The organism is Flavobacterium franklandianum, from assembly GCF_007097365.1.
Lineage (GTDB): Bacteria > Bacteroidota > Bacteroidia > Flavobacteriales > Flavobacteriaceae > Flavobacterium > Flavobacterium franklandianum.
The window spans coordinates 363,658-385,036 of the sequence record NZ_VJZR01000001.1; the positions used below are offsets into that span (position 1 = coordinate 363,658).

Consider the following 21,379-nt stretch of genomic DNA (forward strand, 5'->3'; position numbering starts at 1 on the left):
TTAGAAGTTGGAAGTTTTTTGTAACTACAAAAACCTGAAACCTGATCCCGAAATTTCGGGACTGAAAACTAAAAGTTCGGATAAAAATTTACAGAGTGAATAAAGAATTAATCATCAGATCTAGTTCCGAAGCCGTAGATTTTGCCTTATTAAAAGATGGAAAACTAATTGAATTACACAAAGAACAAGAAACAAGCAATTTCCAAGTTGGCGATATTTTTATTGCCAAAATAAGAAAACCAGTTGCTGGACTAAATGCTGCTTTTGTAAATGTTGGCTACGAAAAAGACGCCTTTTTACATTATCACGATTTAGGTCCTAATCTTGCTTCTCAACTGAAATTCATAAAACTTGTAAGCGCAGGTAAAATAAAAGATTTCTCCCTAAAAAACTTTCAGTTTGAAAAAGAGATAGACAAAGATGGTTCGATAACCGATATTATCAATTCGAATCAGTCTATTTTAGTACAAGTCGTCAAAGAACCAATATCTACTAAAGGACCAAGAATTAGCGCAGAGCTTTCCCTTGCCGGAAGATTTATTGTTTTAGTTCCGTTTTCTGATCGTGTTTCTATTTCTCAAAAAATAGAAGACAAAAAAGAAAAAGAACGTTTGAAACGATTAGTGCAATCTGTCAAACCAAAAGGATTTGGCGTTATTGTTCGCACAGTAGCCGAAGGCAAAAGCACAGTAGAATTAGAAAAAGATTTGCAGAACCTCATAGAGAGATGGACTGCAATGTGTAAAAAATTACCAACCGCTCATCATCCGTCCAAGGTATTAGGAGAGCTCAATAGAGCTTCATCAATATTAAGAGACGTCTTCAACGATACCTTTAGCGGTATCCAAATAGATGATGAAGAGTTGTACAACCAAACCAAGGACTATTTACAAGAAATAGCGCCTTCAAAAACATCGATTGTTAAGTTTTATCAATCAAAAGATACTCCAATTTTCGAGAAATACAATATAGAGAGACAAATCAAGACCTCCTTTGGAAAAACAGTTTCTATGAGTAAAGGTGCTTATCTTATTATCGAACATACTGAAGCTTTACACGTCATAGACGTCAATAGCGGAAACCGTTCTAATAAAGCATCCAATCAAGAAGATACTGCAATGGAAGTTAATATGATTGCAGCCGCTGAAATCGCAAGACAATTGCGTCTTCGTGATATGGGCGGAATAATCGTAATTGATTTTATCGATATGGGCAATCCCGAAAACCGCAAAGTGTTGTTCGACTTCCTTAGGGAAGAAATGGACGATGATAAAGCCAAGCACAAAATCTTACCGCCGAGTAAATTTGGATTAGTCCAAATTACCAGACAAAGAGTAAGACCGGAAGTCAATATTAAAACTAGAGAAGAAGATCCCAACAATATTGAAGGCGAAATTGAAGCGCCAATTCAAATCATTGACAAAATCGCCTTAGATCTAGAAAGTATTTTAAAAACGAACGCAGATGTTGTGCTTAACGTACATCCATTTGTGGCCGCATACCTTAGCAAAGGGTTTCCATCCATACGTTCAAAATGGTTTTTTGAACATAAAAAATGGGTAAAAATTATACCGCGTGACGCTTACACGTATCTAGAATACCATTTCTACGACAAAAAGAAGAATGTTATTATTGAATAAAACAAAAACCGCCTTTCGTGAGATTGGCGGTTTTTTTGTGGCTAATTGTGAGATTTTTTAACTGATTTTTTTCAGATCTAGATAAACAGATGTTAACCCACAGTTCTTCTTTATGTCGATACCATATTTCCTCATAAAAGCATCAGCAACTTCGTGACCTCCATTTGTTGTTATGGGATTGGAATATTTGGATGAAACCTCAACAGTCATCCCTTTCTCCAAACGTATTCCGTTTGCATAATGATTTTGTTTTACCGTGATTAAAAATAATGCCATAATTGTAAATTTAAATTGTACCTACTCTAATTTGGTTTTCGGCTTTCCCATAAGACGAAAATAGAATGATAGTAAGACAAAGTGAGACGGAGAGAATTTTTAATTCATAAAAAATAAATACCTCAGCTTTAGATTAATATTTTTTTTCAAAAACCGAAAATATTGAAAAGGTTTTGAAAATGGATATTAAATATTAGAGCTTACTTTATTCTATTTAAAGCTTCTTTTAAATATTTTGTCGCATTATATCCAAAATAGGAAGAGGAAGGATGATAAATTTTAAAAGCTGGAATTTCTTTATTTAATACGTTATAATAATACAACTTTCCAAATTTATTATCTAAAATATCATCCTCTTTAAAGTTAACACTTTTGGGAAGTTTTCCCCACAATCTTTCCCCCCAAACTACTATTAAATCCGGTTGATATTTTCTTAAGATTTCAAAAAAAGCTTCTTCACTAGAAGAAAAAGCCTCAGGTGATGGAGAAATACGCGGTCCACTGGTTGCTAATTGAACATAATTGTAAAACATAATTGAATTCCAAAAATTAATTAACTTTTCATTATCTACTTTCTCTCCTAAAAAAACATTAGTAAATCTTGTAAATGTTCTCATCCAATGCTCAAATTTGCCTATACCTTTTTTATTATCTAAGAATCGTCTTGTAACGTTAATTGTAATATTACACTTTATATTTCCACATAAATCACACTCTTCACAATAATGACTTTCCCCTAAAATTAATATTCTTTTTCCTAAATACCCCTTTTCTATGCAGGTATCTCCAATCCACGGAATAAAACACACTTTGTCCATATTTTTTTTGTTTTTATTTTAAATCAAATGTTTTCTAGCTTATTTTATATTTCAGGGTTATTCTAAACAAATTTCACTGCTTATTCAACTATGCAATAACTTATCGTATTATTTCAAGGATTGAGATATTTCTAATCTTTATAAACTACAATTTCAAAACTTTGTGCAATTTTACATCTGTGTCCTTTTATATAGAATTCAAAATAAAAAGGAACCGATATATATTCAGGATTAGTATTGTATGGCGTTGGTATTCCCTCATATTCTCTATAAAAATTATCCCATAATTCATCTTGAGCTTTTCTTCTTGAGACTATATTGTCAAAGAATTCTTTTTCAACTTTATCTATTTTTTTGTGGAATTCAATTACCAAATCTTCTTTTGTCATAATTATTTTTGCTCTTACAATTCATTCCTATAACCTGTACAGTTTCAAAATCTATAGTTGTCCAATTTTTATTGGTATAACCTTTTCATTTGTTCGAGTTTTCCTTTCATAATACCAATCAGACTTTGCGGTTCTAAAACTTCAACTTCACTACCGTATTTCAACAATTCCATAATAAAATCATTGGTAGTGTGAATGAAAATTTCAAGAATGACTTCATCTTCTGTTTCTTCGACAATGCGTTGGGATTCGTGCAACGGAAACGTTTTGATGTAGTTGCCTTGTTGTTTGGTAAATTCTAATATCACTTTTTCGGCAGGTTCGTCCCGTAATACTCCAAAAGCGTTTCGGAACTCTTTTTCAACATTAAAAGCAATAGGTTTAAATTTGGTATCGGTAATTTTCAGATTGGAGATTCGGTCTAGTCCAAAAGTTTTTACAGTTTCATCTTTTTTATCCCAACAAATCAAATACCATCTTTGCTGCGATTCCTTGATGGCAATGGGTTTTACTTCTCGCTGGGTTATGTCGTCTTCCCAATGTTTTTTATGGGTAAATTTTAGGATATACCCATTTTGAATGGCGTGAATAATGCAGTGAATGTGTTCCGTTCCCAATGATTTTCGTTTCTCCAAAAAAATGCTTGGCGATAATTTATTTCCCTCTTGTAGTGCGTGATGTATCGAAAAAGCATCAATCATTCTTGTTACAGATTGGTCTTCGATTTCTTCTTCGTCGATGTTATAAGTTTTATCTTTTCGATTATATTCAATTGAAATTCCAAATAATGTCAGAATATCTTTTTTATCCCGCTCAAAAGTACGAATGGCATATTCAAAATTGGTATCGATATCCTCATTTTCGAGTTTTCGAATTACATACTCCTGTAATTCATTAAAACTACAAGGCCTGCTTCTCAAGCGGTCGGTAACGTATAAATACCTTTTAAAATAAATTAATTTTGACATAATAAGTTAGATTTATTTTTCAAAGATAATTCATTTGTCTGCCAATATATGTCGTTATAATTTTTTAAAAATGAAATTATTTTCTCCTCTTAGCAAAAAACCTTTTCATCAATTCACTTGCTTCATTCGCCAAAACACCACGAACCACAGTAGTTTTTGGGTGCAATTGTGTTCCCATTTTTTCGAAACCGCGATGTTCGTCACTGGTTCCAAAAACAATTTTCGAAATTTGGCTCCAATACAAAGCGCCGGCACACATTTGGCAAGGCTCCAGCGTAACATATAATGTGCAACCCACTAAATATTTTCCTCCTAAGAAATTGGCAGCAGCTGTTATCGCTTGCATTTCGGCGTGAGCGGTAACATCAACCAGCATTTCGGTAAGATTATGACCCCGCGCAATGACTTTATTGTCGATTACTATTACGGCACCAACGGGAATTTCATCCTTTTCAAAAGCCATTTCAGCCTCTTGCAAGGCTTTCTTCATAAAATATTCGTCGGTGAAAGGGTTTTCCATAGTTGCAAAAATACTGTTTTATACTGTTTTCAATATTGAAATTCAAAACTGTTTTTAGGTTATCAAATTCAAGTTATAGCGTCGGTTTCTACCTTCTCCTCTTGGAGTTAGAATAGTTTTTTCTGTCAAATCTTGCAGATCTCTTGTAGCCGTTGCCCTAGAAGTTTTTGTGATGGAAACATATTTTATTGCTGTCATACCCCCTTCGAAACCAAAAATACCATTTTCAAACATTTTCAAAACAGCCTTATTTTGTCTGTCATTCATTTGATTTTTAAACTTATCAATAAACTTAGTTTTGTTTAACGTAAATAACACGGTTTGCTTAGCGTTTTTCTGAGAATCTAAAATTAATGTAGAAAAATAAAGAATCCAATCTGTAATTTCTATTGCTCTTTGAGCTAGCTTCAAGGATTCGTAATACTGTTTTTTGTCTTTTTCGATAGTACTTGAAATACTCATTAACACTGGTCGGTTTAAAGATTCCGAAAGGCACTTTTCGGCAATTGCGCGTCCAATTCTACCATTCCCATCTTCAAAAGGATGAATACTCTCGAAATATAAATGCGAAATAGAAGTTTTAATCAATATACTTTTAATATCTGTTGCTTTTACTTCAAAATCGCTGTACCACTTAATAAATTTTTCCATTTCAATAGGAACTTGACTTGATGGTGGCGCTTCAAAATGGATGATTTCTTTTCCAAAACTTCCTGAAACAATTTGCATCGGCTCCACGCCAATTCTATATTCGCCGGGGCTAACACGCTTGGAATATTCCATAAGTATTGTGTGCCATTGCTTAATCGTAAATTCAGTCAGTTTTTCGGAATAGGAATTCCGAACCGTCACCATCAACTTTCCGATTCCTTGTGCATTTTTATCTCTAATTTGACCAAAAAAATCTCCAATTCCTAGATTTTTCTTAATCGAGGACATTACATCTTGACGGCTAAAAAATTCACCTTCTATTTCTGAAGTTTTAATAGCTTCTGAAATCATAAACTGCAATATAGTTTCTTGTTGTATTTCACTTGACAAAGAATCTACAAGACCTTTTAGTTCTCCTGTTTCTAATGCAAATTCCATACACAATGAGTCTATTACAGTATCATTAAATAGAAAGTTTTGCCAATTTGGATGTTGCCAATTGTATTTCATTGATGCATTTAATTACGTTAATCGCCTCAAATATAATCATTTTTTGAGGTGATTAACGTAATTAATCGCCTCATTTATTAGATATTGTCAATTTTACGAAAGATTCAAGTTCCAATTATAAATTGTCGTATGCATTCAAAAACAAATTTCAAATTAAAACCGTAAATTCGCTTTTTAAATTACAATGAAAACCAACTTACTCGAACACATATACAATCCAACTGATTTACGTCAACTCGACGAAGTCCAACTTCCTCAAGTAGCTCAGGAATTACGCAATTTTATTATTGGTGTTGTCGCAGTAAAAGAAGGACATTTAGGCGCCAGCCTTGGTGTTGTAGAACTCACGATTGCTTTGCATTATGTGTTTGATACTCCAAATGATTTATTGATTTGGGATGTTGGCCACCAAGCGTATGGACATAAAATATTGACCGAAAGAAGAGAAAATTTTCATACTAATCGCCAACTTAATGGAATTTCTGGGTTTCCAAAACGAAGTGAAAGTGTTTATGATGCATTTGGGGTAGGTCATTCTTCAACTTCTATTTCGGCAGCTTTGGGAATGGCGATAGCTTCTAATTTAAAAGGAGATTTCGATAAACATCATATTGCTGTAATTGGCGATGCTTCCATCGCATCAGGAATGGCATTCGAAGGATTGAATCACGCCGGCGTTACCGATGCTAATTTATTGGTAATTCTTAATGACAATGCTATTGGGATTGACCCAAGCGTTGGAGCTTTGAAAAATTATCTCACTGCTGTAAAAGAGGGAAAAAATCCACGGAAAAATAATATGATTCGATCTTTGAACTTTGATTATTCAGGGCCAATTGACGGCAACGATATTTTTGCAGTTCTAAAGGAATTAAAACGATTACAAAAAATAAAAGGTCCAAAATTTCTGCATCTGATTACCACAAAAGGAAAAGGCTTACAACAAGCCGAAGACGACCAAGTAAAATACCACGCACCAGGAAAATTTGATGCCAGCACCGGAGAAATTCATCCAAAATTAGAAGAGAATCTTCCTCCAAAATACCAGGATGTTTTTGGATTAACACTTTTAGATTTGGCTAAAGCCAATGAAAAAATTGTTGGAATTACACCTGCAATGCCGTCAGGAAGTTCATTGAAATTTATGATGGATGCTTTCCCAAAACGCGCTTTTGATGTGGGTATTGCCGAGCAACACGCAGTTACTTTATCAGCAGGAATGGCGACTCAGGGAATGGTAGTTTTTTGCAATATATATTCCACTTTTTTGCAACGCGCCTACGATCAAGTCATTCACGACGTAGCTTTGCAGAATTTACCCGTAATTTTTTGTTTGGATAGGGCAGGGTTGGTTGGCGAAGACGGAGCGACTCATCAGGGTGTTTTCGATTTGGCTTATTTGCGTTGTATTCCCAATATGATTGTGTATTCGCCACTAAATGAAATTGCGCTCCGAAACATTTTATATACTGCTCAATTGGGATTGAATCATCCTATTGCGATTCGTTATCCGAGAGGTCGCGGACAAATTGTAGATTGGCAGAAGCCGTATGAAAAAATTGAAATAGGTAAAGCAAATTGCCTTAAAGAAGGAACAAAAGTGGCGATATTATCCAACGGAACCATTGGCAACAACGTAACTTTGGCCTTAGCCGAAATGAATCATCCAGAAAATTTTTCACATTACGATTTTTCTTTTGTTAAACCTTTGGACAATAAATTGTTACACAGTATTTTCAAGGATTTTACAAACATAGTTACCATTGAAGACGGCGTTATTAAAGGCGGTTTTGGCACGACTATTGTAGAGTTCGCAGCTAAAAACAACTATAACTCAAGCATAAAAACCCTTGGAATTCCTGACGAATTTATTGAACAAGGAACTGTAAACGAATTACAACAATATTGTAAAATAGACGTTAGTAGCTTATCGACTATTTTTTCAAGTTATTAAAATTAATTATTTTTACCAATTTAAATATAATAAATTATAATGAAAATACTTCACAACTTCTTAATCCTAATTTTTATCACAATTTGCACAAATTGTTATTCACAAGATTCTCTAATAACACCTGTAGTCATAGAAATAAAACCCGTAACAGCCGTTGCAACAGCAACAATAACGGCGACAATAAAAATAAAAACAGGATTGCCTTTACCTATATTTCCTGTATCGGCTTGGCACAGTAAAAACACGGTTGGTTTTGACCTTAGCGAAATTGCATTTATAAATTGGAATGCTGGTGGAGTTAGCTCCATTTCAGGTCTGTTTAAAGGAAACTTCTTCAGAACATACACTTCAGAAAACAGTAAATGGGTTAATGAATTAATCGTTCGATACGGTATTAATAAACAAGATGGTTTAACGGTCAGAAAGGCGGATGATGAACTTCGATTTAATTCCACTTTTGGCTACAGAAAAGATCCTCTGTCGAATTGGTACTATACCTGTAAAATTAATTTTAATACTCAATTTTCCAACGGTTATAAATACCCTGATACCTCCACTCCAATTTCTAAACCATTTGCACCTGCATATACTTTCCTCGGGGCTGGCGCAGATTATTTCGACAAAGAAAATAAATTTGATGTTTATATTTCTCCATTGACTATGAAAAGCACTTTGGTTTTAGATCAATCTTTGGCTAATAAAGGCGCTTTTGGAGTAAACAAAGCAACTTATGACTCTGAAGGCAATTTAATCTCAGAAGGCAAACTATCAAAAACTGAAATCGGCTTTTTAGTGACCAACTATTATAAAAAAGAGGTTTGGAAAAACATTACTATGGAAAATCGATTGAGTCTTTACTCTGATTACATTAACAATTTCGGGAATATTGATGTGGAATGGAAATTGCAATTTGATTTAATTGTAAACCAATATGTGAGCGCAAACATTGGAACTCACGCGATTTATGACGATGATGTTATAACCTACGATGAAATTGATGGTGTTAAAGTTGCAGGTGGTCCAACATTGCAATTAAGACAATCGCTTGGAGTTGGTATGGTTTATGTTTTTTAAAAATCAGTTGGTTTTTTTACCATTAATCGTCTCGTATAATTCCAAGGCATTTCCGTCAGTCAAAAGGGATACGTAATGACAAATGTGCAATAGTCTTTTGTACAAATCATCCTTTTCTTCTAAAAATTTTTCGGGTAACATTTTCAATAATAATTTGTCGTAATTAGACGAATTACCATCAAATTTATTATTGAAAGCGGTGATGAATTTATCCAATAAAGTTTGTATAATTTGGTAACCAACAATTTCTTTTTCGATGACTTCGCGACTTTGATAAATGTTTTTGACGCTTAACTTGATAATGTCGTCCATTTGAACTTTATACTTGCTTTTGTCCGTCAAGGCGTAAGGGAATCTTCCCTTCAAAATTGCCTCTTCGTTTTCGATAAAAACTTTCACAGCATCATTGATTAAACTGCCAATTGCCAATGCTCTGAGGTAACTTATTCTATCTTCTTTGGTGCTTAGAGAATTATATTTAGAGGAATCTATGCTGTCTTTTACTAATTTTATTAAATATTCCAAGGCAAAATCTTCAGAAACTAAACCTAAATTGATGCCATCTTCAAAGTCGATAATTGTGTAGCAAATATCATCGGCAGCTTCTACTAAATAGGCTAGGGGATGTCTTTCGAAACCAATGTTATTTCCATCTTTATTTGGAATCATACCCAGTTCCGATGCTACATCCTTAAAAAAATCCTTGTCCGATTGGAAGAAGCCGTATTTCTTGTCAGCGATATTTTGTGTTGGTTTTTTGGGTAAACTTTCCTTAGGATATTTCATAAATGCGCCAAGAGTTGCAAACGAAATTCGCAATCCACCTTCAATTCCGGGGCGACTTGCTGTAAGGACTGAAAATCCATTGGCATTGCCTTCAAAATCAATTAAATCTTGCCATTCTTTGGTAGAAAGTTGTTCTTTGTATTGTTGTCCTTTTCCAATAGAAAAATATTCTCCAATAGCTTTTTCGCCAGAATGACCAAAAGGAGGATTCCCGATGTCGTGTGCCAAGGAAGCCGCAGCAACTATCGCCCCAAAATCATTCGCCTGAAAACCGTGAATTTCTTTTAAATGTGGATATTTTTCGATTATTTTTTTTCCAACCAATCGACCAATGGATCGACCAACAACCGAAACTTCTAAACTGTGCGTCAATCGGGTGTGTACAAAATCAGTTTTCGAAAGTGGAATAACCTGTGTTTTATCCTGTAAACTTCTAAAAGCCGATGAAAATATAATTCGATCATAGTCAACTTCAAAACCCAGACGCGTGTCGTCTTGTTCTATTCGTAGTCGTTTGCTCGTGTCGCCTTGGCGTTTTAGTGATAAAAGTTGTTCCCAGTTCATGCTGCAGTTTTAGATGTAGCGAATATAATAAAAAGGAGTTGTATTAAACAAAAACTGCCGTCAAAATAAAGGCTGAGTCAAATTTTTAGGTTTCGTCAAGGAAAAGCAACAGCCCCTTTTTTATGATTGAACTCGTGTTTTCCCACCACATAAGTATCTGAAAATAAATCGTGCAAACCCCTGATATTTGTTCCTAAAAAAGTAAGCGCTTCTAGAGGAATGAATCGTGACAAAGTTCGAATGATTATTGTCCTTTTATTTGGCCTAGAGCCGTTTTTTGTAACCACGATTGTTTGGGTAAAATACTTAGCAAAAGTTCTTGAAAAATAGGTTTCGGTTAAAAAATAGTATAGAAACTGGATTACGAACCAAAAAAGTAATTTCTCTATAGTTGTAGTTGATTCAATCCAATTTGACAATTCATAATTATTGGTTATATCTCCAATGATGATAACAGTTGTCCCAATACTGCCCATAATAATATGAACAATCAACAAATCGAGAAAGCAGTTTATTAAACGTTGACCTCGTGTTGCCAATAGATCAACTGTAACCGTAAATTCAGTATTTTTCATTTTGAAGAATTTTAATTGCTATGAAAAGTGTTTTATAGCGAGAACTCCCTCAAATATAGTGAAATTAAGTGAAATAATACAGGTTTTAATACTGTTTTTCGTCTCTTGATTTACTCTTCATTCCCTTATTATTGCCTTCTTATGTGAGAATGTTTTTAGTTAGGAATACTCATTGATGTATTTATTCATCTGAATTCCTTTTGTTCTCCTTTGTTATAGTTTTACCTCCAATTACAACCACAATTTCTCCTTTTGGTGGTTTGTTTTCAAAATGTGTCAACACTTCACGCACCGTTCCACGAACATTTTCTTCGTGGAGTTTTGATAATTCTCTTGAAACACAAATTGGTCGGTCTTCGCCAAAAAAGGTCGTAAATTCAGCTAAAGTTTTTACTAATTTATGTGGTGAAACATACAAAATCATCGTACGGGTTTCTTCGGCAAGTGCTAAATAGCGGGTTTGTCTTCCTTTTTTGTCGGGTAAAAACCCTTCGAAAACGAATTTATCATTGGGCAAACCACTATTGACCAATGCAGGTACAAAAGCCGTTGCACCAGGCAAACATTCCACATCAATTTTGTTTTCTACACAAGCACGGGTAAGTAAAAATCCAGGATCAGAAATCGCCGGAGTTCCCGCATCCGAAATCAAGGCGATGGTTTCTCCAGCTTTCAAACGTGAGATTAAATTCTCGACTGTTTTGTGTTCGTTATGCATATGATGACTGTGCATGTGCGTGCCAATCTCGAAATGTTTTAATAATTTTCCGCTGGTTCTAGTGTCTTCGGCGAGAATCAAATCGACTTCTTTGAGAATTCTAATGGCTCTAAAAGTCATATCTTCGAGGTTGCCAATGGGAGTTGGAACAATGTATAATTTACCCATTTAAGCGAATTTTTTTTCAATAATTTCTATAAACCGTTGTTCATATTCTTCTTTTCCTTGCCAATCACCATAATCTGGTTTTACCATATCTTCGATAAAATTTTGAGCTTCTTGAAAACTGTCAAAAGTTATTAACTGATTCATCACTCGGTTATAATCTTCGTCACTATTGCCAAAAAGATGTTTTACAAAAGCAATTCTATCATTCAAACCAATGGGTATTCCAGCTGCTTGTTTGTCAATTGTAGCACCTTTTATAGGCTCAATATCTTTTGAACTTATTTGAATTTCAGCCAAAAGATCTTCTCTTTCCTTTTGAATACTTGTTTCAATAGGAAGCTCAAAGTCCAAAGGATTCTGCTTAGTTTTGTTATGTTCTACTTTTACAAAATGAGTTTGGGTATAATCTGCTCCCAACAACTCTTCAAAAGAAATTTGAATAGACTCACCTTTTTTTGGTTTTTCTGGCTCCTCCTCAGATTCAATATCTAATTCAAAAGCAGGCAAAAATCCTAGGTCATCAAATTTTGTTGACTTATCCTTAATTATTTCTTCGCCTTCGTCCTCTTGGTCAGGTTCTGTTTCGTTAAATTCAACTTCGGTGAGTGGAGAGCTTACTTCATCTGAAATTTCATCTTCATAAGTTTCTTGGTCAACAACTTCTTCTACAGCTTCTTCAGCTTTTTCTTCTATTTCTTCTATTTCTTCTATTTCTTCTATAGTTTCTTCTTCTATTTCTTGTACAGTTTCTTCTTCGTCAACATGTTCAACAACAACCTCTAGCTTTGTCATCGCTGGCTTAACTTCTGCGAAATGATTTTCTTCAAAAAACTGCTTCATTTTTGCCACAACTTCGGCTTGACCAATTGTCGGTTTTGCTCCATCAAAATGTTCTTCGACAAATCTCAAAACAGACAATTTTTCATATAATCTCTGTGTTTCAATACACAATTGATTGATGTCGGATTTGTTTTTCATTTGCAAAACTCTGTGCGCAATGCTCATTAAGTCGGCTTCCAATTTTTTCTTCATAACTTTTGAAATTATAGTGAGTAAGGTGTGTCTTTTTTAATAAATGTCTTCTTAATTTTTTATTTAGCCTAAGGAAGAAGTAACCTTTACTCACAATATTATTATTTTGCAAATAAGTGTTCGTGAATCTTCGATTTGATAAAAATTTTCTACTTTTGAAACGGCGTAAAAGTAGAAAATTTTTATGTCGGTTTGTTTCGATACAAAGTAATAAAAACTAATCCTTTTTAAAGGCAGAAAAATACAAAATGTTTCTCGAAAATACAGTAAATCATAAAGAACAATTTGGTTGGATTGAAGTTATTTGCGGATCGATGTTCTCAGGCAAAACCGAGGAACTCATTCGCAGACTAAAAAGAGCGCAATTCGCCAAACAAAAAGTAGAGATTTTTAAACCTGCAATTGATACCCGTTATCATGACGAAATGGTGGTGTCACACGATGCCAACCAAATCCGCTCCACACCAGTTCCTGCAGCCGCCAATATTGCTATTTTGGCACAAGGTTGTGATGTGGTTGGTATTGATGAAGCTCAATTTTTTGATGACGAAATCGTGAAAATTTGCAATGATTTGGCCAATCAAGGCATTCGTGTTATTGTCGCTGGATTAGATATGGATTTCAAGGGGAATCCTTTTGGACCAATGCCGGCTTTGATGGCTACTGCTGAATATGTGACCAAAGTGCATGCGGTTTGCACTCGCACAGGAAATTTAGCCAATTACAGTTTTAGAAAAACCGACAATGACAAACTCGTTATGCTCGGCGAAACTGAAGAATACGAGCCTTTGAGTCGAGCAGCTTATTTTTATGCGATGCAAAAGAGTGAGGAGAAATAGTTTGTCTAAAATTCTCTAAAAATTCTGAATTCCGAAATCATTTTTTTGTTAGAAAAAAGCTAATTATTATTTCTTGTACGCTTTTATTCTGTACTTTTATACATACAAAAAAAGTCATGGTTGATAGTTGTTTTTAATTTCAAAAAACTCCAAAATCCCAGTAATGACAACCACCGAATTTTTAATTTCAATACAAAAAAGTTAGACACTTGACTTTATCTATCCAAAATATCGAAAAAATTCTTCACGCCAAAAGGTTTGGAGACAGTAACGGCACAATCGACACTATTTCTATCGACAGCCGTTCCTTGCAAAACAATCAAAAAACATTATTTTTTGCCTTAGTTGGCCCAAATAATGACGCTCATCAATACATTTCAGACTTAATCGAAAAAGGCGTTCAAAACTTTGTCGTAACTCATATTCCAGAAAAGTTATCCAACAAAGCTACTTTTTTGGTTGTCGAAAACACCTTAGAGGCCTTGCAACGATATGCAGCTTATCATCGCAGCCTTTTTAAATTCCCTGTTTTTGGACTGACGGGAAGCAACGGAAAAACCATCGTCAAAGAATGGTTGAACTTTCTAATGAGTCCCGATTTCAACATCATTCGAAGTCCCAAAAGCTACAATTCACAAGTTGGCGTTCCTCTGTCGGTAATTTCTATTAATGACAGACACAATCTGGGCATTTTTGAAGCGGGAATTTCGAAAATGAACGAGATGGAAAAACTGGAAGTGATAATTCGTCCTACCATTGGAATTATTACCAATATTGGCTCCGCACACGATGAGGGTTTTGAAGATTTGGAGAAAAAAATCAAGGAAAAACTAAAACTTTTTAAAAATTCAAAACTAATCATTTATCAAAAAAACAAACTTGTTGACAGCCTTATTGAATCTAAAATAAAGTCATTTTCTTGGAGTTACACTGATGAAACTGCAGATGTTTTTATTTCAAAAAAAGACATTCAAGACAAAACTGTTTTACAAATCCGTAATGACAAAGACAATTTAGAAATCCAAATTCCTTTTCAGGATGAGGCTTCGGTTGAAAATGCCATTACTTGTTTGATGGTTTTATTGAGTTTTAAATACAGCAAATCAACAATTCAAAACCGCATGCAATGGCTTTATCCTGTTGAAATGAGGTTGAAAATTAAAAACGGAATCAATAATACCACACTGATTGACGACAGTTACAGTTCGGATTTTCAGTCGTTGAAAATCGCATTGGATTTTCTGGAAAGCCAAAAGCAGTACAAAAACAAAACGGTAATCCTTTCGGATATTTTTCAAAGTGGTTTGTCGAACGAAGAGTTGTATTCGAAAGTTGCACAGTTGATTACTTCCAACAAAATAAATCGGGTAATTGGTATTGGTGAAACCATTTCGGAATTCAAACACAAATTCAAAAATTGTATCACTTTTAAAAACACGTCCGACTTCTTTTTAAATTTAAACTATCTAAATTTCATCAATGAAACCATTCTAATCAAAGGAGCGAGACATTTTCAATTTGAAGAAATCGTTGCTGCATTAGAAGAGAAAACACATGAAACGGTGTTGGAAATCAACCTAAATTCAATTAGTCACAACTTGAGTTTTTATAAATCAAAACTAAAACCCATCACCAAAATGATGGTTATGGTTAAAGCTTTTGGTTATGGAAGCGGTGGATTTGAAATTGCCAAATTACTTCAACATCATAAAGTAGATTATTTGGGCGTGGCCTTCGCCGATGAAGGAATTTCGTTAAAAAATACGGGAATTACTTTGCCAATAATGGTTTTAAATCCTGAAACCACCAGTTTTTCGGCGATTATACAATACAAATTAGAACCTGAAATTTACAGTTTGAAAGGTTTGAATGCTTTCCTTAAAATTGCCGAAAAGCGAAAACTAAAACACTTTCCCATTCACATCAAACTCGACACGGGAATGCACCGTTTGGGTTTCGAGGAAGAAAATTTAGACGAATTAATTGCAGTTTTAAAAGACAATAAATTTGTAACCGTAAAAAGTATTCTATCTCATATGGCAACAAGTGACGATTTAGAACATCAAGAATTTGCTCATTCTCAACTCAATTTATTCGAAATATTGTCGTCCAAGTTGATGAATGAATTGCAAATAAAACCCATTCGTCATATTTTGAATACTTCGGGAATTAGTAATTTTCCGCAAGCACAATACGATATGGTTCGTCTTGGTATTGGGCTTTATGGTGTTTCCAATGATGTTGAAGAACAAAAATATTTAGATAATGTAGGCACATTAAAATCTATTATTTCACAAATAAGATCTATTCAAGCTGGGGAAAGTGTGGGTTACGGAAGACGCTTTGTTGCTGACAGACCCACAAAAATCGCCACTATCCCCATAGGTTATGCAGACGGAATTTCGAGACATTGGGGCAATAGCATTGGTTTTGTAACCATCAATAATCAAAAAGCAGCCATAGTTGGCTGTATTTGTATGGATATGTTGATGGTAGATGTTAGCGAAATCAATTGTAAAGAAGGGGATTCTGTCATTATTTTTGGCGAAAGCCCAAGCGTGTCCTACATTGCAGCGCAACTACAAACTATTCCTTATGAAATTCTGACTAGTATTTCCCAAAGAGTCAAACGAGTTTTTTATCGAGAATAAAAGTTTTTAAAATAAAATATTTATATTCGTATAATTTTAACTTAAAACTTATAAATATGGGATTCGTAAGCGACTTTAAAGCCTTTTTGATGAAAGGCGAAATAGTAAATTTGGCGACAGCCGTAATTGTGGGTGGTGCTTTTGGAAAAATTGTAACTTCATTTACCAATGACGTTTTAATGCCGCCAATTGGATTACTTTTAGGAAAAGTAGATTTCAAGAACTTAAAAGTTGTGTTACAGGATGGTATTCCTCCTGTTATGGAAAATGGCGCCGAAAAAGTTCCCGCTGTTGCAGAAGTAGCTCTAAATTATGGAGCTTTCATCCAAACTATTTTTGATTTTGTGATTATTGGTTTTTGTATTTTTATGGTTTTAAAAGCATATGAAAAAACAAAAAAGAAAGAAGAAGCTGTTCCTGTCACACCAGTTGGTCTGACTCAAGAAGAATTACTTATACAAATTAGAGATTTGCTAAAAAAATAAATTTCCGCTACATTATATATTCTAATTAAACCACGCTCAACAGCGTGGTTCTTTTTTTGTTACAAATATAACAATTTGTTATTTTTTGTGAACGCGTTTGTTTTAAATTGAAGATTCCTTACTTTTGTACCTGAAATTAAGAAATAAAAAATTAAACGATATATTATGAAAATTGCAGTTGTAGGCGCAACCGGAATGGTTGGAGAAATAATGTTAAAAGTATTAGAAGAAAGAAACTTTCCTTACACCGAATTAATTCTTGTAGCTTCTGAAAGATCGGTTGGAAAAGTAATTGAGTTCAAAGGAGAAAAACATACCGTAGTTGGTTTACAAACCGCTGTCGATATGAAAGCAGATATTGCACTTTTTTCAGCTGGAGGTCAAACATCTTTAGATTGGGCACCAAAATTTGCTGCTGCAGGAACTACTGTCATCGATAATTCATCCGCTTGGAGAATGGATCCTACTAAAAAATTAATTGTTCCAGAAATTAATGCTAACGAGTTAACAAAAGAAGATAAAATCATTGCTAACCCAAATTGTTCAACCATACAAATGGTTTTGGCTTTGGCTCCCTTGCATAAAAAATACAACATCAAACGTGTAATTGTTTCAACTTACCAATCTATTACTGGAACTGGTGTGAAAGCGGTAGAGCAATTCGAAAATGAATGTGCAGGAATCGAAGGCGATATGGTTTATAAATATAAAATCAACCGCAACTGTATTCCACAATGCGATAGTTTTGAACCAAACGGTTACACTAAAGAAGAAATGAAATTAGTGAAAGAAACCAAAAAAATATTGAGTGACGACTCTATCAAAGTTACAGCAACTGCAGTGCGTGTTCCTGTAGTAGGCGGACATAGTGAAGCGGTAAACGTAGAGTTTTCTAATGATTTTGAAGTAAATGACATCAGAACTATTTTGAGCCAAACGGATGGAATTGTAGTTCAAGACAACTTAGACACATTTACCTATCCAATGCCAAGATATGCTGAGGGTAAAAACGATGTTTTTGTAGGAAGAATTCGTCGTGACGAAAGTCAAGATAATACATTAAATATGTGGATTGTTGCTGACAATTTAAGAAAAGGAGCAGCTACAAACACCATTCAAATTGCTGAATATTTAGTGGCGCATAATTTGGTGTAAACACCATTTTATTCTTAACAAAATCCAGTTTACTTTAAATAATCTTAAAGTTAGCTGGATTTTTTATTGGTTATAACTACCTTTGCAGTGGATGAAAAAGAAATTTGTCATATTAAATTCTTTCTGGATACTGGCAGTATTGTTCTCAATGCTGTTTCAATATGTGCATACTTATGAGCATTTGGCCAAACAACTTTCCGAAAAAGAATGCCACCATAAATACACTTCAAGCCAAGAAATCACACATCAGCACCACGGTTTTGATCACTGTTTTGTGTGTCATTTTTCCGTAAGCAGTTTTGTAACTTCGGATATACATCATTTTGAATTTCAAAAAACAACTATTCCTTCAGGATATTCCTTTTTCAAATCCAGAGAGATTACCCAATTCTTTAAAGGAAGCCTTTTTGCGCTTCGTGCTCCTCCCGTATTTATTGTTTGATTTGCCGCTAAGACACTAAGACGCAATGTTTTTGTGTGACTTTTCTATTTAACAATAAAATCATTTCAAATGAAAAAACTCATAATTGCCCTATTTCTAGGGTTTTCAGCTATACTGTCCGCTCAAAATTCTGTAACAGGAAAAATAACCGACACGAAAAACCAACCCATAATAGGCGTTTCGGTCTATGCACCCGAATTACACAAAGGCACAGCGACGGATGAAAACGGAAAATATACCTTGTCGAACATACCCACTGGAAATGTAAAACTAACCTTTGCCTTCACAGGATTAGCAACACAAAACAAAACTATCAATGTTCTAAAAAAAGAAAATATTATTGAGATTATTCTTGAAGAAACCGTTTTGCATATGGACGAAGTGATTGTTTCAACGGCTTTCAATAAAATTCAATCACAAAATGTGATGAAAGTGGAGCATTCCACCATCAAGGAATTGCAACAAAAAGGAACGTCAACATTGATTGAAGGATTGGCAACCATTCCTGGAGTTTCGCAAGTTTCAACGGGAACTTCCATCGGAAAACCAGTCATTCGTGGTTTGAGTGGCAACCGAGTTTTAGTCTATTCGCAAGGCGTTCGATTAGAAAATCAACAATTTGGCGATGAGCACGGTTTAGGATTGAATGATGCCGGAATCGAAAGTGTCGAAGTCATCAAAGGCCCAGCTTCCTTGCTTTATGGGTCGGATGCTTTGGGCGGTGTTTTGTATTTCAATCCTGAAAAATTTGCCAATGCAGGTACTTTTACAACTAATTTCAGCCAGAAATTTTTCTCCAATACTTTGGGAAGTAATTCCTCTTTGGGATTAAAAACTTCCACCGAAAATTGGAAGTTCTTAGCTCGCGGAAGCTTCAACACCCATTCCGATTATAAAATCGCAAACGGCGATAGAGTAACCAATACGCGATATCAAGAAGCCGATTTCAAAACTGGAATTGGATACAGCAATTCAAAATTTTCGAGTGTTTTTCGATACAATTATAATGATTTGGATTTAGGAATTCCCGAAGAAGGTATCGCGGAACAAACCACAAACAATAAATCGGAATATCCCAAACAAGGTGTTTTCAATCATTTGTTGAGTTTGAATAACGTTTTCTTTTTCGAAAAATCAAAACTAGATGTCGATTTGGGTTATATTTCGAATGACAGAAGTGAATTTGAAGATAGCAATATTGCGGTTTTGCATATGAAATTGAATACTTTTAATTACGATGCCAAATACCATTTCCCACAATTGGGTAAATTTGAATCTATCGTTGGAATTCAAGGAATGCTTCAAACCAATGCCAATTCGGGTGAAGAATACTTAATTCCTGATGCCACAACCAATGATTTTGGTGTTTTTGGAACAGGAAATTACGAATGGAAATCGAATGTAATTCAAGCGGGATTGCGTTTTGATAATAGAAAAATTACGACAACAGCACATGGAATTTTGGGAGAGGAGGGTTCTTTTGAAGCCATCGACAAATCGTACGATAGTTTTAATGCGTCCTTGGGATACAAAACCAATTTAGGCAAGGATTTGTCTTTGCGATTGAATGTGGCTTCTGGATTCAGAGCGCCCAATTTAGCTGAACTAACTTCAAACGGTGTTCACGAAGGAACGAATCGTTATGAAATAGGAAACTCCAATTTAAAAACCGAACAAAATGTGCAAAGTGACCTGAATTTAGAGTACAAAAGCAGTCATGTCGAGTTTTTTGTTAACGGTTTTTACAACCACATCAACAATTATATTTACACCTCGCCAAATGGAGAAATAATTGACGACAACGCCGTTTTCGATTATATTCAAAATAACGCCAAATTATTTGGTGGTGAAATCGGACTCCATTTTCATCCACATCCGCTGGATTGGTTGCATTATGAAACCAGTTTTGAAACCGTTACGGGTAAAAAACAGTCCCGAAGTTTCGGGAGCGATTATTTGCCTTTAATTCCTGCCAACAATTGGAACAACACTATCAGATCGGAGTTTAACACAAAGAAATGGCTCGAAGGTGGTTATGCGACTTTAAATGTTTCTACCACTTTAAATCAGAAGAATACAAGTGGTTTCGAGACAAAATCTAATGGTTATACTTTGGTAAATCTGGGTCTTGGAGGAAAAATAAAATTAGGAAAAACAGTTTTTGATATTAATTTAAACGGAAATAATTTACTTAACAAAAGTTATATTGCTCATTTATCACGCTTAAAAACGGATGGGATTCCTAATATTGGAAGAAATATTATTCTTGGGTTGAATTTTAACATTTAGAATATTTTACCGCAAATTTGCAAAAGATAATTCTAAAATGAGTTTGTGATTTGTGAATTTGCGGTAGTTTATTAATACTCAATTTTGCCAACGTATCGCATTAATCGAACAATTTTTGTTTTTCTATTATTGATGTAAGACGAAGAGCTTGTAGCAGAATATTTTCTTGGATTGGGCAAAATGGCTGCAATTCCAGCGGCTTGCATTTTGGTAAGACTTGTGGCGTCTTTCCTGTACCAATGTAGAGTTGCGGCTTGAGCACCATAAATGCCATTCCCCATTTCGATGCTGTTAAGATACACTTCCATAATGCGTTCTTTTCCCCAAATTAATTCTATTAAAACCGTAAAATAAGCTTCAAGACCTTTGCGTAGATAACTTCTTCCTTGCCAAAGAAAAACATTTTTAGCGGTTTGTTGCGAAATGGTACTTCCTCCTTTTATTCTTCGACCTCTTTCGTTGTTCTTGTAGGCTTTTTGCATGGCCGTAAAATCGAAACCATTATGAGTTAAAAAAGTCCCGTCTTCACTGACAATAACAGCTTTTTGCAAATTAGGTGAAATATTTTCGATAGGTTCCCAATCGTGGCTGAAATAATTTTCCTTTCCGTCGAATTTGTTTTCTATTGCTCGAATCACCATCAACGGAGTGAATGGAACTGGCACAAATTTGTAAAGCACTACAAAAAAAACAGACAGTCCAAAAAACCACAATAATGCCTTGAATAAAAAACGAGACACTTTGCTCTTGAAAGTAACTGAGTTATTTTTTGCTGAAGGTTTCGTTTTTTTTGATGTTATTTTTGTCGCCATTAAGTATGTCTGCTTTTTTTATAAATATAAAAATTTATTTTTTAGTTACAAAATTAGGATTTA

Annotated in this window: 20 protein-coding genes; 9 read left to right on the forward strand and 11 right to left on the reverse strand. The window is 34.5% G+C overall.

The annotated features are described in order from the left end of the window. The first annotated feature begins 95 nt into the window (after positions 1-95). Positions 96-1,640 (forward strand): Rne/Rng family ribonuclease, encoded by a 1,545-nt coding sequence (locus FNW17_RS01615; RefSeq protein WP_144070723.1) that lies wholly within the window; start codon positions 96-98, stop codon positions 1,638-1,640. 57 nt (positions 1,641-1,697) lie between these two features. Here the strand turns inward: FNW17_RS01615 and FNW17_RS01620 are convergent, their stop codons facing one another. From FNW17_RS01620 to FNW17_RS01645, 6 genes are all read right to left on the reverse strand, one after another. Further along, positions 1,698-1,916 (reverse strand): DUF6140 family protein, encoded by a 219-nt coding sequence (locus tag FNW17_RS01620; RefSeq protein WP_144070724.1) that lies wholly within the window; start codon positions 1,914-1,916, stop codon positions 1,698-1,700. Positions 1,917-2,116: 200 nt separating this feature from the next. After that, the gene (locus FNW17_RS01625) at positions 2,117-2,734 is read right to left on the reverse strand and encodes a uracil-DNA glycosylase family protein (RefSeq protein WP_144070725.1); all 618 of its coding nucleotides are present in this window, start codon (positions 2,732-2,734) and stop codon (positions 2,117-2,119) included. Positions 2,735-2,865: 131 nt separating this feature from the next. Then, a complete protein-coding gene (locus tag FNW17_RS01630) occupies positions 2,866-3,123 on the reverse strand; it encodes a hypothetical protein (protein WP_144070726.1) in 258 nt (85 codons plus the stop codon). 68 nt (positions 3,124-3,191) lie between these two features. Further along, a complete protein-coding gene (locus FNW17_RS01635) occupies positions 3,192-4,091 on the reverse strand; it encodes a helix-turn-helix transcriptional regulator (protein WP_144070727.1) in 900 nt (299 codons plus the stop codon). A gap of 76 nt (positions 4,092-4,167) precedes the next feature. Beyond that, positions 4,168-4,611 (reverse strand): nucleoside deaminase, encoded by a 444-nt coding sequence (locus FNW17_RS01640; RefSeq protein ID WP_144070728.1) that lies wholly within the window; start codon positions 4,609-4,611, stop codon positions 4,168-4,170. Between the two features lie 54 nt (positions 4,612-4,665). Beyond that, positions 4,666-5,772 carry a Fic family protein gene (locus FNW17_RS01645; protein ID WP_144070729.1) on the reverse strand — a complete coding sequence of 369 codons (1,107 nt, stop codon included), beginning with the start codon at positions 5,770-5,772 and terminating at the stop codon, positions 4,666-4,668. 184 nt (positions 5,773-5,956) lie between these two features. Between FNW17_RS01645 and FNW17_RS01650 the strand changes: the two genes are divergently transcribed. Together FNW17_RS01650 and FNW17_RS01655 are read left to right on the forward strand one after the other, a co-directional pair. Next, positions 5,957-7,726, forward strand: coding sequence for a 1-deoxy-D-xylulose-5-phosphate synthase (locus FNW17_RS01650; protein ID WP_144070730.1), 1,770 nt, complete (start codon positions 5,957-5,959; stop codon positions 7,724-7,726). Between the two features lie 39 nt (positions 7,727-7,765). Then, positions 7,766-8,800 (forward strand): DUF3078 domain-containing protein, encoded by a 1,035-nt coding sequence (locus FNW17_RS01655; protein ID WP_144070731.1) that lies wholly within the window; start codon positions 7,766-7,768, stop codon positions 8,798-8,800. A 3-nt stretch (positions 8,801-8,803) separates the two neighbouring features. On the opposite strand, the gene FNW17_RS01660 is transcribed toward FNW17_RS01655, so the two are convergent. The 4 genes from FNW17_RS01660 to FNW17_RS16235 all read right to left on the reverse strand — a co-directional run bounded on the left by FNW17_RS01660 (position 8,804) and on the right by FNW17_RS16235 (position 12,643). Next, on the reverse strand, positions 8,804-10,150 hold the full coding sequence (locus tag FNW17_RS01660) for a deoxyguanosinetriphosphate triphosphohydrolase (RefSeq protein WP_143390132.1): 1,347 nt from the start codon (positions 10,148-10,150) through the stop codon (positions 8,804-8,806). Between the two features lie 95 nt (positions 10,151-10,245). Continuing rightward, the gene (locus tag FNW17_RS01665; protein ID WP_144070732.1) at positions 10,246-10,725 is read right to left on the reverse strand and encodes an RDD family protein; all 480 of its coding nucleotides are present in this window, start codon (positions 10,723-10,725) and stop codon (positions 10,246-10,248) included. A gap of 181 nt (positions 10,726-10,906) precedes the next feature. Next, entirely contained in the window at positions 10,907-11,611 is a 705-nt protein-coding gene (rsmI, locus tag FNW17_RS01670; protein WP_144070733.1) for a 16S rRNA (cytidine(1402)-2'-O)-methyltransferase, read from the reverse strand. Beyond that, positions 11,612-12,643: a hypothetical protein gene (locus FNW17_RS16235; protein WP_185965254.1), complete on the reverse strand. Its 1,032-nt coding sequence runs from the start codon at positions 12,641-12,643 to the stop codon at positions 11,612-11,614. Between the two features lie 248 nt (positions 12,644-12,891). On the opposite strand from FNW17_RS16235, the gene FNW17_RS01680 reads away from it, so the two are divergent. The 6 genes from FNW17_RS01680 (at position 12,892) to FNW17_RS01705 (ending at position 20,504) form a co-directional block, all read left to right on the forward strand. Further along, on the forward strand, positions 12,892-13,482 hold the full coding sequence (locus FNW17_RS01680) for a thymidine kinase (RefSeq protein ID WP_143390136.1): 591 nt from the start codon (positions 12,892-12,894) through the stop codon (positions 13,480-13,482). A 209-nt stretch (positions 13,483-13,691) separates the two neighbouring features. Further along, the gene (locus tag FNW17_RS01685; protein ID WP_144070734.1) at positions 13,692-16,133 is read left to right on the forward strand and encodes a bifunctional UDP-N-acetylmuramoyl-tripeptide:D-alanyl-D-alanine ligase/alanine racemase; all 2,442 of its coding nucleotides are present in this window, start codon (positions 13,692-13,694) and stop codon (positions 16,131-16,133) included. A gap of 56 nt (positions 16,134-16,189) precedes the next feature. Beyond that, positions 16,190-16,618 (forward strand): large-conductance mechanosensitive channel protein MscL, encoded by a 429-nt coding sequence (mscL, locus tag FNW17_RS01690; protein WP_144070735.1) that lies wholly within the window; start codon positions 16,190-16,192, stop codon positions 16,616-16,618. 165 nt (positions 16,619-16,783) lie between these two features. Further along, on the forward strand, positions 16,784-17,773 hold the full coding sequence (locus tag FNW17_RS01695; RefSeq protein ID WP_143390139.1) for an aspartate-semialdehyde dehydrogenase: 990 nt from the start codon (positions 16,784-16,786) through the stop codon (positions 17,771-17,773). A gap of 91 nt (positions 17,774-17,864) precedes the next feature. Next, complete coding sequence (locus FNW17_RS01700; protein WP_144070736.1) at positions 17,865-18,215, forward strand: hypothetical protein; 351 nt, start codon at positions 17,865-17,867, stop codon at positions 18,213-18,215. A gap of 69 nt (positions 18,216-18,284) precedes the next feature. Next, positions 18,285-20,504 carry a TonB-dependent receptor gene (locus FNW17_RS01705; RefSeq protein WP_143390141.1) on the forward strand — a complete coding sequence of 740 codons (2,220 nt, stop codon included), beginning with the start codon at positions 18,285-18,287 and terminating at the stop codon, positions 20,502-20,504. Positions 20,505-20,575: 71 nt separating this feature from the next. Here FNW17_RS01705 and mtgA read toward each other — a convergent pair whose 3' ends face one another. After that, the gene (gene mtgA, locus FNW17_RS01710) at positions 20,576-21,316 is read right to left on the reverse strand and encodes a monofunctional biosynthetic peptidoglycan transglycosylase (RefSeq protein ID WP_143390142.1); all 741 of its coding nucleotides are present in this window, start codon (positions 21,314-21,316) and stop codon (positions 20,576-20,578) included. Between the last annotated feature and the right edge of the window lie 63 nt (positions 21,317-21,379).